At 68.5% G+C, this 14,827-nt stretch carries 10 protein-coding genes; 2 read left to right on the top strand and 8 right to left on the bottom strand.

What is annotated here, in order from left to right; translation table 11 throughout:
• Positions 1–107: 107 nt before the first annotated feature.
• From ACQ66H_RS20665 to ACQ66H_RS20640, 6 genes are all read right to left on the bottom strand, one after another.
• Positions 108–299: a DUF1289 domain-containing protein gene (locus ACQ66H_RS20665; protein ID WP_430432279.1), complete on the bottom strand. Its 192-nt coding sequence runs from the start codon at positions 297–299 to the stop codon at positions 108–110.
• On the bottom strand, positions 300–1,202 hold the full coding sequence (locus ACQ66H_RS20660; protein WP_430432278.1) for a hydroxymethylglutaryl-CoA lyase: 903 nt from the start codon (positions 1,200–1,202) through the stop codon (positions 300–302).
• Positions 1,202–1,993, bottom strand: coding sequence for an enoyl-CoA hydratase-related protein (locus ACQ66H_RS20655; RefSeq protein WP_430432277.1), 792 nt, complete (start codon positions 1,991–1,993; stop codon positions 1,202–1,204). Before ACQ66H_RS20655 ends, ACQ66H_RS20660 begins: the two co-directional genes overlap by 1 nt.
• On the bottom strand, positions 1,993–2,376 hold the full coding sequence (locus tag ACQ66H_RS20650) for a hypothetical protein (RefSeq protein ID WP_430432276.1): 384 nt from the start codon (positions 2,374–2,376) through the stop codon (positions 1,993–1,995). Before ACQ66H_RS20650 ends, ACQ66H_RS20655 begins: the two co-directional genes overlap by 1 nt.
• Entirely contained in the window at positions 2,373–2,933 is a 561-nt protein-coding gene (locus ACQ66H_RS20645; RefSeq protein ID WP_430435571.1) for a TIGR00730 family Rossman fold protein, read from the bottom strand. Before ACQ66H_RS20645 ends, ACQ66H_RS20650 begins: the two co-directional genes overlap by 4 nt.
• 102 nt (positions 2,934–3,035) lie before the next feature.
• Positions 3,036–3,359 (bottom strand): hypothetical protein, encoded by a 324-nt coding sequence (locus tag ACQ66H_RS20640; RefSeq protein WP_430432274.1) that lies wholly within the window; start codon positions 3,357–3,359, stop codon positions 3,036–3,038.
• A gap of 175 nt (positions 3,360–3,534) precedes the next feature.
• On the opposite strand from ACQ66H_RS20640, the gene ACQ66H_RS20635 reads away from it, so the two are divergent.
• Both ACQ66H_RS20635 and ACQ66H_RS20630 read left to right on the top strand, forming a co-directional pair.
• On the top strand, positions 3,535–4,581 hold the full coding sequence (locus tag ACQ66H_RS20635; RefSeq protein ID WP_430432273.1) for an MBL fold metallo-hydrolase: 1,047 nt from the start codon (positions 3,535–3,537) through the stop codon (positions 4,579–4,581).
• 19 nt (positions 4,582–4,600) lie between these two features.
• The gene (locus ACQ66H_RS20630) at positions 4,601–6,433 is read left to right on the top strand and encodes a PHA/PHB synthase family protein (protein WP_430432272.1); all 1,833 of its coding nucleotides are present in this window, start codon (positions 4,601–4,603) and stop codon (positions 6,431–6,433) included.
• A gap of 455 nt (positions 6,434–6,888) precedes the next feature.
• Here the strand turns inward: ACQ66H_RS20630 and ACQ66H_RS20625 are convergent, their stop codons facing one another.
• On the bottom strand, positions 6,889–12,711 hold the full coding sequence (locus tag ACQ66H_RS20625; protein WP_430435570.1) for an Hpt domain-containing protein: 5,823 nt from the start codon (positions 12,709–12,711) through the stop codon (positions 6,889–6,891).
• Positions 12,708–14,783: a methyl-accepting chemotaxis protein gene (locus ACQ66H_RS20620; RefSeq protein ID WP_430435569.1), complete on the bottom strand. Its 2,076-nt coding sequence runs from the start codon at positions 14,781–14,783 to the stop codon at positions 12,708–12,710. The genes ACQ66H_RS20625 and ACQ66H_RS20620 overlap by 4 nt, the downstream gene beginning before the upstream one ends.
• Between the last annotated feature and the right edge of the window lie 44 nt (positions 14,784–14,827).

The following is a 14,827-nucleotide window of genomic DNA, read 5'->3' as shown; positions in this document are numbered from 1 at the left end:
GCTCCCAGCCGGCCCAGGGCGCTCCGGGTTCGCGCGACGCGCCGGCACCTGACGGCAGTCCCAGCGAGCCGCGGCGGCGACGCGAAAACTGAAGGCCGTTCCCTCGCTCACTCGGCTGCCGGCGCCACGCGCCGGTGGCCCTGCGCTTCCCGTTCGAGGATGCGTTCGAGTATCTGCAGCCGCACCGCGTCGGTGGTCGAGCCCCAGCAGGCGATTTCGTCCCGCGAGCGAAGGCAGCCGACACAGATGCCGAGTTGTCGGTCGAGCGTGCACACGCCGGTGCAAGGTGATGCAACCATCTATTCCGTCCTGTAGGCGCGCGCAACGCGCGACGCCACCTGTCTGTCCAGCCGGGCGCTGACCCAGCGCGCCGCGCCGACCAGCTTCCCGAGATTCACGCCGGTATCGACACCGGCACCTTCCAGCATATACACCACGTCCTCGGTTGCCACGTTGCCGCTGGCACCCGGTGCGAACGGGCAACCGCCCAAGCCGCCGACCGATGCGTCGAATACCGCCACGCCGGACTGCAGCGCGGCGTACACATTCGCCACGCCCATGCCCCAGGTGTCGTGAAAGTGACCGGCCAGCCGGTGCACCGGCACCCGCGCCGACACCGCGTCGATCAGCCGCCGGATCTGCTCCGGTGTGCCGATGCCGGTGGTGTCGCCCAGACTGACCTCGTAGCAGCCCATGTCGATCAACTGCAGCGCCATGTCGGCAACGATGCCGGCGGCGATCGGCCCTTCGTACGGACAGCCGATCACGCAGGACAGGTAGCCGCGCACCCGCACATCGCTGTCCAGCGCGCGCCGCGCCACCGTACGCAGGCGCGCCATCGATTCGGCGATGCTGCAGGCGGTATTGCGCTGCGAAAACGTTTCCGACACCGCGGCGAAGATGGCGATGTCGCGGCAGCCGGCGTCGAGCGCGGCGTCCAGTCCGGTGTCGTTCGGCACCAGGCAGGGGTAGCTCACGCGATTGCTGCGCGGCAGACGTTTCATCAGTTCGCCGCTGCCCGCCATGTTCGGCACGCGCTTGGGCGACACGAAGGCGCCGGCTTCGATATTGACCAGGCCGGCGTTGACCAGCCTGGCGATCAGCGTCAGTCGGTCGTCGATGGACAGCGCGACGTGTTCGTTCTGCAGACCGTCGCGCGGTCCGACCTCGACGATGCGCACGCGGGCGGGCAGTACGCCCATCACGCGGGTCCGGCCGGCACCCAGCCGGGACGGCGGCGTGCGAACAGCGCGTCCAGCCCCTCCTGCGCCTCGGCGCCGGTATCGATGCGGTTTTCCATCTCGACGGCGTGATCGAGCGTCTTCTCGTCGGCGCGCGGTCGGCCGAGTGCGCGCACCAGCAGCTTGATCTGCTGCTGCGCACGGGGGCCGCCGAGCAGCAGCGCGTTGACCACCTCGCCGACGGCGTCGTCCAGGTGCTCGGCCGAGGCGACGATTTCCGACAGCAGGCCGATACGGTAGGCCTCGGACGCGGAAAAGCGCTCGCCGGTCAGGAAGTAGCGGCGTGCCCGTGCCGGGCCGATGGCCGCCATCACGTAGGGGGCGATCACCGCCGGCACCTGGCCGGTGCGCACCTCGTCGAAGGCGAAGTGGGCGTCGAAACTGGCGATGGCGACGTCGCAGGCGGCGATCAGACCCGCTCCGAGGCCGATCGCCGGGCCCTGCACGCGGGCCACCACCGGCCGTATGCACTCGCTGAGCGTGCGCATCAGCCGCGCCGCCAATGTCGGCTCGACGGCCATCAGACCGCTGCGTTCCAGTTCCATCGGGTCGGCGCCGATGCTGAAGCTGTCACCCAGTGCCGACAGCACCAGCAGGCGCACATCGGCGTGCGCGACCATGTCGTCGATAGCCGCGATCAGCGATTCGGCGAGCGACGCATCGAGCAGGTTGTGGTGGTCCGGCCGGTTAAGCGTGACGATGCCGATGCCGTTGACGATTTCGGTCAGCACCAGCGCATTCGGGTCCCGCATCAAGGCGCCGCCCCCTGCACCAGATGGCTGCCGAGCGCGCGCAGCGGCGCACCCAGTTCGAAGCCCGGCATGACCACTTCGTCGTTGACCGCGTACAGCTGGCAGGGCAGACCCTGTGCCTCGCAGGCGGCGATCGCTTCGCTGGTCGCGTCGTCACCGGCGTTCCACGCCCAGTCGCCGTTCATGTTCAGCGCGAACGCACGCGGGCGCAGCGTGACCTGCAGGAAGCGGCCGTAGCCGGCGCGTCCGCCCTCATTGAGCAACGGTACCGCCTCGATCAGGTTGACCGGCCGCAGCCAGGCGGTCGGCTCTGCGGCATGGACGGTGCACGGAAGCAGCGCGGCAATGCAGGTCAGCAGCGGGCGGTTCCAGTCAGACTTCATGCGGTTTCACTCCCGGTCGTCACGCCGGCCGCCAGCCGGTCAAGCAGGCGGATCGGATCTTCGTCTGAAATGATCAGCTGCCGGTGCGGCGCGCTGAGAAAACCCTCGCGGGTCGCCTGGTCGAACATGGCGAGCAGCGGATCGAAATAGCCGGCCACGTTGAGCAGTCCACAGAGTTTATGGTGCAGCCCCAGTTGCGCCCAGGTGAGAATTTCGCACAGTTCGTCCAGAGTGCCAAAGCCGCCGGGGGCGGCGATGAACAGATCGGACAGGTCGGCCATCAACGCCTTGCGCGTATGCATGCTGTCGACCACGTGCAGTTGCGTCAGGTTGGCGTGCGCCACCTCGCGTTCGAGCAGATGCTGCGGGATGACGCCGATCACCTCGCCGCCGGCGTCGAGCGCGGCGTCGGCGATCAGACCCATCAGGCCGATGTTGCCGCCGCCATAGACCAGACCATGGCCACGCACGGCGAGCAGCGTGCCGAGGATGTGCGCCGTTTCTGCGTAGATCGGGGAATCACCGCTGCGTGAACCGCAGAAGACACAGACACGCATGTGTGCAACCGGAAGTCGTAAATCGGGAGAGCGAAGTATGCACGCGCGGCGCGCGTACGGGCAGGGTGGATCGCCGCTTCAGTCGGTGATTCAGTTGACGACTCAGTTGACGAACTTGGCCTTCACGACGCGCCATTCCTGCGGGCCGTCCAGCGTGCGCGAACAGCCCAGCGGTACCGGCTCGGCCCCCGGCTTCATCTCGGTCTTGGAGCGGTCGCCGGTGCCCACGCCCATGTGGTAGCGGTCCAGCCACACCATCACGGTGCGGCTCGGGTGGCTGTTGCCGACCAGCAACTGCACCGAATTGCGCGAGACGCAGCTGGCGGCGAAATCCTGGCTGAAGGTGACGAACTTGGTCGGATCCTCGTCCTCTGCCCGCACAGGCAGGGTCATCAGCAAGGCCAGCAGGGTGATCGCAGCGCGCATGGGTCTCCTCCGTTATCGGCTTATGGGTCTGTGATGCGGTAACGCACCGGGCGTTCCACCGCCGACGCGCGAGTGTACCAACAGGCTGACGTCGCACTTGATATTGCACTGCACAATGACCGGCGTTTCGGGTTACCATTCAAGGACTTCAGCATCCTGGCCCAGACCGACCGCCGTGTCCGCCCACGATCCCGTTCTCGAACCGCATCCCGCAACCGCGCCGCAACCCGGCCGGCTCGCGCCGGTGGTGCGCGGCGTGCACTGGCTGCGCATGCCGGTCGCCTTCGCGCCCGGTCACGTAAACGTCTGGGCGATCGAGGACCACGACGAGCACGGCCCGTGCTGGACCCTGGTCGATGCCGGCTTCCCCGACGACGCGACGCGTGCCAACTGGCTGCAGGCGCTGTCCGGCGATCTGGCCGGCCGCCGGGTGCGACGCATCCTGATCACCCACTGCCATCCGGATCACTTCGGTCTCGGCGACTGGCTCGCCGAACAGACCGGCGCCCGCATCTGGATGTCGCTTGGCGAGTACCTGACCGCGCAGGCCTGGTTCGGTGACACGCCGGCATCCGGCATCGATCTGATGGCGGACTTCTTCCGTCAGCATGGTCTGCCGCTTGCGCAGACCGAGGCGATGCAGCTCGAGGGCCGGCGCTATCGGCGCACCGTAGGATCGGTGCCGGTGGCGATGCGCCGCATCCTGCCGGGCGAGGTGATCACCATCGGCGACGACGCCTGGGAGGCGCTCGTCGGCCACGGGCACTCGCCCGAGCACCTGTCCTTCTATCGCGCACACGACCCGGTGCTGATCGCCGGCGACATGCTGCTGCCCACCATTTCGCCGAACACGCCGACGCTGCCTTTCGAACCCGAGACCGACGCCGTCGGTCAGTACCTCGACTCGATCGAACGTTTCCGCTCGCTCGCCGCGGCCACCGTCGTGCTGCCGGCGCACGGCGACCCGTATCGCGGCGTGGTCGCCCGCGTCGATGCGTTGCGCCTGCACCACGACAAGCGCCTCGCCCAGATCGCCGCGCTGTGCGACGAGCCGCGACACGCCTTCGAATTGCTGCCGCGCCTTTTCAAGCGCGAACTCGACAGTTTCCAGACCCGGTTTGCCATGGGAGAGGTGATCGCTCACCTGAACCATCTGTGGCAAGCCGGACAACTGCGCCGCCTGCCCGGGCAGGACGGCGTGATCCGCTTTACCCAGCCTTGAACCAGCCCAGGGGGAGACCATGAACAAGCCAGCCGCCAAAGACGCCAAGCCCGCAGAACCCGCCACCCTGCCGGACCCGGCCGAAGTCGCGAAGACCTACGCCGAAGTGGCCGAGCGCGCGAGCAAGCTGCTCGGCGAACACGTACAGCGGCAACTGAAGCGCGGCGTGACGCCGCCGGCCGACGAACTGGGCATCGCCCAGGCCTTCATGGACATGACCTCGCGTCTGCTGTCCAACCCGTACAAGCTCGCGCAGGCGCAGATGGGCCTGGTGTGGGATTACTACACGCTGTGGCAGCAGTCGATGCTGAAGTTCATGGGCGTGGATGCTGCGCCGGTGGTCACTCCGGTCAAGGGCGACAACCGCTTCCGCGGCGAGGAATGGGAGAGCCACTTCCTGTTCGACTTCTTCAAGCAGAGCTACCTGATCGCCGCCCGTCACATCCACGACGTCGTCAGCAACGTCGAGGGCATGGACGACCACACGCTGCAGAAGGTCAACTTCTTCACCCGCCAGACCATCAATGCCTTCAGCCCGAGCAACTTCGCGCTGACCAACCCCGAAGTGCTGCGCGAAACCGTGCGCAGCCACGGCCAGAACCTGCTGCGCGGCTTCAACAACCTGCTGCGCGACATCGAGGACGGCGACGGCCAGCTGCGCGTGCGCATGACCGACACCTCGGCCTTCGAACTGGGCCGCAACGTCGCCACGACGCCGGGCAAGGTGGTGGCCGAGAACGCGCTGATGCAGCTGCTGCAGTTCAATCCGACGACCGACAAGCAGTTCAAGCGCCCGCTGCTCATCGTGCCGCCGTGGATCAACAAGTACTACATCCTCGATCTGCGCGAATCGAACAGCTACATCAAGTGGGCCACCGACCAGGGCCACACCGTGTTCGTCATATCCTGGGTGAACCCGGACGAGAAGCTGGCCCAGCTCACCTTCGAGGACTACGTGCATCAGGGCCCGCTGGCCGCGCTCGACATGATCGAGAAGCACACCGGCGAAACCGAGGTGAACGCCGCCGGCTACTGTCTGGGCGGCACGCTGCTGGCGACCACGCTGGCCTACCTCGCCGGCAAGAAACAGAAGCGCATCGCCAGCGCCACCTTCTTCACCACGCTGATCGACTTTTCCGAGCCGGGCGAGCTGGGCGTGTTCATCGACGAGAAGGCGGTCGAGGGCCTGGAAAAGAAGATGTTCGAACGTGGCTACCTCGAAGGGTCGGAAATGGCCGGCACCTTCAACATGCTGCGTTCGAATGACCTGATCTGGTCCTTCGTCGTCAACAACTACCTGATGGGTCGCGAGCCCTTCCCGTTCGATCTGCTGTACTGGAACTCGGACTCGACCCGCATGCCGGCCTGCATGCACAGCTTCTATCTGCGCCAGATGTACATCCAGAACAAGCTGCGCGAGCCGGGCGGCATCACCGTGCTGGGCGAGCCGATCGACATCCGCAAGATCAAGGTGCCGGTGTATTTCGTGTCGGCCATCGAGGATCACATCGCGCCGTGGAAGAGCACCTATCTGGGCGCCCAGCTGGTGTCGGGCCCGGTGCGCTTCGTGCTCGGCGGCTCCGGCCACATCGCCGGCATCGTCAATCCGCCGGCGGCCAACAAGTACGGCTACTGGACCAATCCTGGCGTCAAGCTGCCGGGCGACGCCGACGAGTGGTTCAACGGCTGCACGCAGAACCCGGGCTCGTGGTGGACCGACTGGCAGCAGTGGGTGACCGCGCAGGACGCGGACACCGTGCCGGCACGCGATCCGGCTAAGGGCAAGCTGAAGCCGATCGAGGACGCGCCGGGCCGTTTCGCCAAGCTGCGCCTGGACACGATGAAGAAGTGATCGCGCTACCGCGCGCCTGACCGGTCCTGAAGCCGACGCCGCGCGTGCAGGCCACGGGCCCGGGCGGTCGCCGGAGGCGGGTTTGTGCGAGGGGTTTTCTGACTCCGACAGCGACCTAGATCGAAGCCGGCGGACTGCGACAGCCGCGTCGCGGTCAGAAGACCGCTCCCACAGGGGTGGAGCGCCCGACCCACGGCCTGAGCCCGGGCGAAGGTTCCGTGGGAGGGGTCTTCTGACCCCGACTACGGCGGCGGGCAGGGCGGGGCGCCGGTTTCGGGCTCTGTCGGCAGCAATCGCTGCCTCCCTCAGTGGCCGCTTCGCTCAGGCCTGGAGCAGAGACCGTGGGAGCGAGTCTGCTCGCGATTGCGGCCTGGACCGCAGCCGGCGGCCAGCGACAGCCGCGTCGCGGCCAAGGCCGCTCCGACAGGTGCCGCTCCCCCGGGGATCGCGCGTGATCAGAGGGTCTCTGGCGGCGGGGCGTAGCCGGTGATCAGTTCCAGCAGTTCGGCCTCGTTGTAGGGCTTGCCGAGGTAGTGGTTCACGCCGATCTCACGCGCGTAGGCCTTGTGCTTTTCCGCCGTGCGCGAGGTGATCATGATGATGGGGATGGCCTTCGTGCGGGTGTCGGCACGCACGTTGCGCGTCAGGTCGAAGCCGTCCATGCGCGGCATTTCGATGTTAACCAGCATCACCGCGGGCTCGGTGTCGATCAGTTTTTCCAGCGCATCCACGCCGTCCTTCGCTGTCACGACGCGATAGCCCTCGCGTTCCAGCAGACGGCTGGTCACCTTGCGCACGGTCAGCGAGTCATCGACCACCATGATCAGCGGCGCTTCGACCGCCTGCGCCACCGGTGCCATCGTGCGCACCGGCTCGTCGGCCGAGGCCGCGCGCAGCAGTTCGCTGCGGTTGCGCGCGGCGATCGCCACCGGGTTGATGATCAGCGTCACCTCGCCGTCGGGCAGCACGGTGGCACCGGAAATGCCGACCAGCTTCGACAGCTGCGGGCCGACCGGCTTCACCACCACTTCCTGGTTGCCGCGCAGCGCGTTGACCTCCAGCGCCATGAATTCGTGGCCGCTGTTGATCAGCAGCGCCCAGCTGCCGGGCACTGGCTGGCTGTGACCGTCGCCGAGCAGGCGCGGCAGGTACTGGTAGCGGTAATGCGTGCCCAGCCACTCCTGTCCGCCCGCCTCGCGCAGCGCCTCGCCGGCGTCGCCCTTCAGTTCGCGTGCGTGCTGCACCATCGACGACGGAATCGCGTAGGTCTTGCCGGCGCTGCTCACCAGCACCGACTGGGTCACCGCCAGCGTCATCGGCAGCGACAGCCGGAAGCGCGTGCCCTGGCCCGATTCGCTGGTGGTTTCGATGCGGCCGCCGAGCGCGGTCGTCGCGTTCTTCACCACATCCATGCCGACGCCGCGGCCGGCCAGTTCGGACACCGCCGCCGCCGTCGAGAAGCCCGGTTCGAAGATCAGCCCGGTCAGGCGACGTTCGTCGACCACCTCGTCCGGCGCGATCAGGCCGCGCTCGACGCCGCGTGCGCGGATGCGGTCGAAGGCGAGGCCGGCACCGTCGTCGGCCAGTTCGATCACCACTTCGTTGGTCTGCTGCGTCAGCGTGATCACGATCTCGCCGGTTTCCGACTTGCCGGAGGCGGCGCGCGCCTCGCGCGACTCGATGCCGTGTGCCACCGCGTTGCGCAGCAGGTGCTCGATCGGGCCGGTCATCTGTTCCAGCACTTCGCGGTCCAGCTCGATCTGCGTGTTGCGCAGTTCGAGGTTCACCTTCTTGCCCAGCTCCTTGGCCGATTGCCGGGCGACCCGGTAGAGCCGGTCCTCCAGCGTCGAGAACGGCACCATGCGCACCGACATCAGTGCTTGCGACAGTTCGCGGTTGAGCCGCGCCTGCGACTGTATGGCGGTGTCGGCGGCGTCGAGGTTGCGCACCAGGTTGTACTGCACGGTGGTGACGTCGGACAGGCTTTCGGTCATCAGCCGCGACAGTTCCTGCAGTCGCGTGAAGCGGTCCATCTCCAGCGGGTCGAACTGTTCGTGATGGGCTTCGGCCGCCGCCATGCGCGACTGCATCTGGCTTTCGGCGTGGATTTCGATTTCGCGCAACTGGCCGCGCAGGCGCTGCACGTTCTCGGTCAGGTCGTTCAGCGAGCCGCGCAGCGCGCGCAGTTCACCCTCGATGCGGGTGCGCGCGATGCTCATTTCGCCGGCCTCGTTCACGAAGCGGTTGACCATGTCGGAGCGCACGCGCACGGTGGGCCGCTCGCGCACGGTGCCGGCCTCGTCGTCGCCAGCCGCGGGCACCGCCTGGGTGCCGTCGGCGTCCGTGCTTGCGACTTCGTGCGGCTCGCCGGTTTCCCCGCGTTCCAGCCGGGCGACCAGTTCCTCGCAGCGGTCGTAGGCCATTTCAAGTTCGTCGAGCACGGCGGGGCGCTCGTCCGCACTGCAGGGCGCTTCGATCACGCCCTCCATGCTGTGCACCAGGTCGCCGAAGCGCATGACGCCCGCCATGCGCGCGCTGCCCTTCAGCGTGTGCAACTGGCGGCGCAGCATGTCGGAAGCGGACAGCTGCTCCGGCTGTTCACGCCATGCGCGCAGTTCGTGGCCGATGTCGCGCAGCAGGTCGTGCGCTTCCTCAATGAAGATGGGCAGCAACTGCGGGTCGATGTCGTCGGCGACGCGCGGTGCGTCCGCGGTTTCGGCGGCGCTTCGCGGCGCCGCGCTGCGCAGGCTGTCGGCCGCGGTCGGCAGGTCGCTGGTCTGCGGCAGCACGTACTCGTCCGGCAGCGCCACCTTCTCGAAGCGCATGTCTTCGTCCGCCAGCGCTTGGTCGAGCGCGATGTCGTCGTCGGTGGCCGTCACGTCCGCTGCCGCTTCGTCGGGCGACAGGTCGAGCGTCGGCTCTTCGAGCAGCGGGACGTCCGCCGCGGGCAATTCGGCGTCGACTTCCGCCGCCGTGTCGGCGTCGATCGCTTCGACTGCCGGTTCAGGCTCGGGCTGGGTGTTGCCGTCCGCGTCGAGGCCGCAGCGGAAGCCGTCGCGGTCGCTCAGTACCGAACGGGCGCCGCTTTCGGCCAGGGTGATTTCGTCGATGTCGGCGGCGCCGACGTCCAGATCCGGTGCGGACGGGATGTCGTGACTGCCGGCCGGCATCTCCAGCACCGGCAACTCGACGGCCGGGCGGGTGTGGAAGAACAGCGCGTCGAGCTGTTCGACCAGGGCCGGCGCAGCGTGCGCCTGACCACCGTCGGCGATCGCGCCGACCTGGCTTTCAAGCGTGCTGGCGGCCGTGTTCAGCAGCGCCGATTCGTGGTCGGCCGGCGGCTCGCCGTGCGCTTCGCAGCGGCTCAGTGCGTGCTCGAGCGCCTTTGCCAGCGCGCTGATATCGGGCTGGCCGACGGTCAGCGAAATGCCGCTCAGCGTGTGCGCGGCGATCAGGCTGTCCTGCGTCGGAAGCAGCGACGGGTTCAGGTGCAGGCGGGCAAGTTCGCGCCGCAGCGTGGCCAGATGGCCGCGCGCCTCGGCAACGAACAGGTCGAACAGCGTGCGGTCGGTGCCGGCGTCCAGTGCGAGGTCTTCGGCGTCGATGTCGGCCGTGATGTCGATCGCTTCCGGGCTGTCGATGACGGCCTCGGCTTCGCCGGCGACGGGCGGGCCGAGGTCCAGATCGAGATCGAAGTCGGGGGCCGTCGCCTCGACCACCTGCGGCGCGTCGTCCAGTTCGATGACGCCTGCCGGCGTGTCGTCCGCGTCGAGGTTGAAATCGAGGTCCATGTCGAGCTCGATGTCGAGCGCGTTGTCGTCCGGTGCGGCCGCCGCCTCGATGGCGACCGGCGTGGCCGGGGCGGCTTCGCTGTCGTCTGGCTCGCCACCGAACAGCGCCGCGCAGGCGGGCGGCAGCCAGCCGTGCTCGGGCGTGGCGGTGTTGCCGTCGGCCAGCTGTTCGACCCAGCCGGCAAACAGGTCGCGCGCGCGGTCGAGCAGGTCGAACAGTTCGGGCGTGCCGTCGCGCTCGCTGGACAGCCAGCGGTTCATCACCTGCTCGATCGCGTAGGCGCTTTCGCCGAGGTCGCGCAGGCCGACCATGCGGCCGCTGCCCTTCAGCGTGTGGAAGCCGCGGCGCAGCGCGGTCAGCAGTTCCTGGTTGTGCGGCGCCTGACGTGCGGCGGCGGTGCCGGAGGCGATGCTGTCGAGGACTTCGCGTGCCTCCTCGATGAAGATTTCGAGCAGTTCGGCATCGAATTCCTCCTGACTGGCTTCGGCCAGACGCACCGTGTCGGCCGACGGCGCCAGCGATTCGACCGGGGCTTCGGCCAGCGCCTGCACCGCGTCGGCCACTGCAGCGTCACCGGCCTTCAGCGCCGCCAGCGTTTCGGTCACCCTCTTTTCCAGCTTTTCGTCGGCCAGCAACTTGGCGTCCTGGCGGATGGTTTCGAGCGACTGCCGCAATTCGTCGCGGGTGTGTTCGTCGGCGTCGCCGTGCGCCAGCCGGTCGAGCAGCTGGGTCGCCTCGCTGCGGCGTGCAGCCAGTTCCGACTCAACGCTGGCTTCGTCCGCCTCGGTCGGCACGTCGCCGGTCGCCGGTGCGCTGCCGCGCGGGTTCAGGATGGCGTCGAGATCGGCCGGGCCGTACTGCAGCTTGTCCACAAAGAAGCCGAGGCCGGACAGCTGGTGCGCCAGCGCCTCGAATTCGCCTTCGGCGGCGACGTGGTCAGGTTGCGCCATGCGGGCGATCTGCTGCGCGCAGCGCCGCACCAGCGACACCGCGTCGTCCTGCCCCAGCATGTTCAGCGCGCCTTCGACCTGCTTCAGCGGCGCGGCCAGTGCGGCCAGTTCGGCTGCCTTGGCCGGATTACGGAAATAGGCGTCGAGCTGCTGTTCGACTTCGGTCAGGCTGGCCAGGATCTCGCGCGCGACCTGACCCATGAACAGCCGCTCCTGGGCGCGGCGCGACATTTCGTCGAACAGCGGAATCTGCATCGCCGGCAGCGTTTCGCCGCGACGGGCGCGCGCCAGGCGGTCGATCAGCGTATCGACCTGGGCCGGCAGGTCGTCGCTCTGGGCGCGGCTGAACTGCTCGACCAGTGCGTCCATCACCAGCAGTGCGGTGGCGACTTCCATCGCCAGGTTTTCCTGGTGCTGCAGCGGATCGCGGCGCAGCCACTGGCCGAGGTCGAGCAGTGCGGCGGCGAGCCGGGCGAGGTCGGGCTGACCGACGCGCGCCGCCGACGCCACCATGGATTCGCACTGTTCGTGGAACTGCGGCAGTGCCACGGCGGCGCCGGACGAGAAGCGCGTCCATGCCTCTTTGGCCTGACCGAGCGACTCGCGCAGTGCGGCCAGCGCCGGACGCAGCGCGGCGATGTCGTCGCGCGTGTCGGCGTCGGTGGCCAGCAGCGTGTCCAGCCGGTAGGTGTCGCGCACCGCGCGCAGCGCCGGTGTTGGGTGTTCGGCGGTGGCGATGAAGTACAGCGAGTCGCGCATCAGCCGCTCGGCCACGCCGCGCGAGCCTTCGAGCAGGCGGCGCATCTGCACGTCGATGCGCGCGCACAGGCGCTTGATGAAGAAATCGCTCTGGATGGCGCCCTGCGCCATGCCGTCGAACAGTGCGCCGGCCACCCACCAGAAGGCGCGCGTGGCCGGTGCGGTCTGCGTCTGTTCGATCGCGCCGACGGCCTGGCGCATCTGCAGCAGGCCGTCGCGATCATCGCGCAGGAAGCGCAGCAGGCCGCGTTCGAACTGGCTGCGGGCGCTGCGCAGCGCGCGTGCGCGGTCCAGCGGCGACAGTGCGGCGGCGGCCGACGGGGCAGGCGGCGGGCGCAGTGTCAGATCGGGGAAAAACAGTTCCGACGGCGCCACCACGGCTTCGCCGCGCAGCGCCATCAGGTCGCGGTAGAGCGACATCAGCCGCATCGGCTGGTCGCTGCCGCCAGCCACCAGTTCGTCCAGGTGGGTGCGGATCGCGGCGATCGCGCGCTGCGCGACGGCACCGGCGGTGCCGGTGTCCGCCAGCCGGCCGCCGTGCCAGTCGGCCAGCGTCTGTTCGAGCGCGTCGCAGAAATGGGTCAGGCCATCGAGGCCGACGATGGCCAGGGCGCCCCGCGCCTGGTGCAGGTGGGTCTGGGCGAATTTCAGTGCTTCGGCGCCGCTGCCGTGCTGACCGTCGCCGAGCGCTTCTGCGGCGCGCACGAGGGCAAGATCGATCTCGCCGCGGACCCAGATCAGAGGGCCCAGATCCTGTTCGCTGGTGGAGGTGCTCATACCTTGAAGCCCGCGACCGAGCCCTTGAGTTCAGCGGCGAGGTCCGCCAGCTGGCCGATGGACACCGCGGTCTGCTTGGTGCCGACCGTGGTCTGCTCCGTGATGCGCAGGATGCCCTGCATGCCCTGCGCCACCCGTGTGGCCTGTTCCGCCTGTACCTGGGCGGACGACGAAATGCGTTCGATCAGCTGCGCCAGTTCCGACGACACGGTCGAAATCTCGCCCAGTGCCTGACCGGCGGCGTCGGACAGGCGGGCCCCCTCGACCACGCCGCGGGTGGAATTTTCCATTGCCGCCACTGCGTCCTGGGTGTCGGTCTGGATGGTGCGGACGATGGCGGCGATCTGCTTGGTCGCTTCGGCCGAACGTTCGGCCAGCCGCTGCACTTCTTCCGCCACCACCGTGAAGCCGCGGCCGGCCTCGCCGGCGCTCGCCGCCTGGATGGCGGCGTTCAGCGCCAGCACGTTGGTCTGTTCGGTAATGTCGGAAATGAGCTCGACGATCTCGCCGATCTCCTGCGACGACTCGCCCAGCCGCTTGATGCGCTTTGACGTTTCCTGGATCTGCTCGCGGATGTCGTTCATGCCGCGGATCGAGTTCGACACCGCGGTCGAGCCGTTCTGCGCGGCGGCCAGCGACTGCCGTGCGACCTGCGCCGAGCGGGTCGCTTCCTGCGACACCATATTCATCGACTGCGCCATCGCCAGCACCGACTGGCCGGATTCGGTCACCTCACGCGACTGCTTTTCCGCCGCCGTCAGCAACTGGGTCGAGATGCGCTGCGCGGTTTCCGATGCCTCGGTCACGCGGCCGGCAGCGTCATTGATCCGCTTCACCAGCACCGACAGTTCCTCGATCGTGTAATTGACCGAGTCGGCGATGGCGCCGGTGATGTCTTCCGACACCGTGGCGCGCACGGTCAGGTCGCCGTCGGCGAGGTCGCCCATCTCGTTCATCAGCCGCAGGATGGCCTGCTGCGTCATGTCCTTCTCGCGTTTCGCTTCCTCGCGCGAACCTTCGGCCTGCAGCCGCTGTTCGTTCTGGTCCTCGTTGTAGGCGCGCACCATCAGGAACACGCTGATCAGGGCCAGCAGCACGCACAGCGCGCCGGCACCGGCCAGGGCCAGCCGCCCCTCGCGCTCGGCGACATAGCCGGCGCCCAGTTCGTCGGTCAGTTTCGACAGCGTCGCCGCCTCGGCGATCACGGCGGCTCCGGCCTTGCGTGCGCCGGCCAGCGCTTCGGGTTTGTCGAGCTCACCGGCCAGCACGCCAAGCGGGCCGTCGATGACGGCGCGCGCGCTGCTGAAGGTGTCGCGCGCCGCGCCTTCGGCCACTGTCTCGATCTGCTGGGCGGCGTCGCGCAGTGCCGGCACGCTGCGGGCGAGTGTCGCCGGCGCGTCGGCCGCGGTCGCGTGCGCGCCGGCCTGAACCTGACTGAGCACGGTGGCGAAGCCGTGAAACAGGTTGCCGTCCTTGCCGGCCCGCACGACCGCCGTCTGCGCCGCGGCGGCGGCCAGCGCCGGCGCCTGCTGGTCGAGCGCGCGGGCGGCGTCGCCGAGCGCACGCAGCGCCTTTTCCTGCGCCAGCACGGCCGATACGTTCTGATCGAAGCCGGACCATGCCGCGTCGAGCTGCTGCAGCGAACCCTGCACCGCACCGGAACTGGCCGGCACGTCAACGCCGTCGATCTCGCCGCCCTGGGTGACGCGGTCGAGCAGCCGGAAGAAGGCGTCGCGCGAGGCAGCCAGCTCGGCGAAGGCGGCCGATTCGCCGGCCAGCGCCTGATGCGCTGACTTGGCCATGCTCTGGCTCAGCGTGCGCATCTGGCCGGCGGCCGACACATAGCTCGCGTTGTAGCGGGTAATGCGCAAGTCCTGCCAGACCAGGAAGGCGGCGATCACGATGAAGAACAGGAACAGCGTACCGAGCACGCGCACCTGCTGTTCGAGCGGCAGGTGACCGATCAGTGGCAGGCGTCCGCGCAGGAAGCCGAGGGTGCCGCGTGGCGCGGTGGGGGCGCTGCTGCCGTCGGCGGGACGGGCGGATTTCAGTCCTGGGATGTTCAGTGCCATCGGAGCTATTCCTGGAGGGCTGTTCGGTTCTTGGAAGACGGTGT

The organism is Methyloversatilis sp. (genome assembly GCF_965284615.1).
GTDB lineage: Bacteria > Pseudomonadota > Gammaproteobacteria > Burkholderiales > Rhodocyclaceae > Methyloversatilis.
This window is presented reverse-complemented; position numbering and strand designations above follow the sequence as displayed.

Coding starts and splice junctions, on each gene's coding strand:
- ACQ66H_RS20640 (WP_430432274.1), bottom strand. CDS start 3,359: ATGCGCGCTGCGATCACCCTGCTGGCCTTGCTGATGACCCTGCCTGTG.
- ACQ66H_RS20660 (WP_430432278.1), bottom strand. CDS start 1,202: ATGGGCGTACTGCCCGCCCGCGTGCGCATCGTCGAGGTCGGACCGCGC.
- ACQ66H_RS20645 (WP_430435571.1), bottom strand. CDS start 2,933: ATGCGTGTCTGTGTCTTCTGCGGTTCACGCAGCGGTGATTCCCCGATC.
- ACQ66H_RS20620 (WP_430435569.1), bottom strand. CDS start 14,783: ATGGCACTGAACATCCCAGGACTGAAATCCGCCCGTCCCGCCGACGGC.
- ACQ66H_RS20665 (WP_430432279.1), bottom strand. CDS start 299: ATGGTTGCATCACCTTGCACCGGCGTGTGCACGCTCGACCGACAACTC.
- ACQ66H_RS20655 (WP_430432277.1), bottom strand. CDS start 1,993: ATGCGGGACCCGAATGCGCTGGTGCTGACCGAAATCGTCAACGGCATC.
- ACQ66H_RS20630 (WP_430432272.1), top strand. CDS start 4,601: ATGAACAAGCCAGCCGCCAAAGACGCCAAGCCCGCAGAACCCGCCACC.
- ACQ66H_RS20625 (WP_430435570.1), bottom strand. CDS start 12,711: ATGAGCACCTCCACCAGCGAACAGGATCTGGGCCCTCTGATCTGGGTC.
- ACQ66H_RS20650 (WP_430432276.1), bottom strand. CDS start 2,376: ATGAAGTCTGACTGGAACCGCCCGCTGCTGACCTGCATTGCCGCGCTG.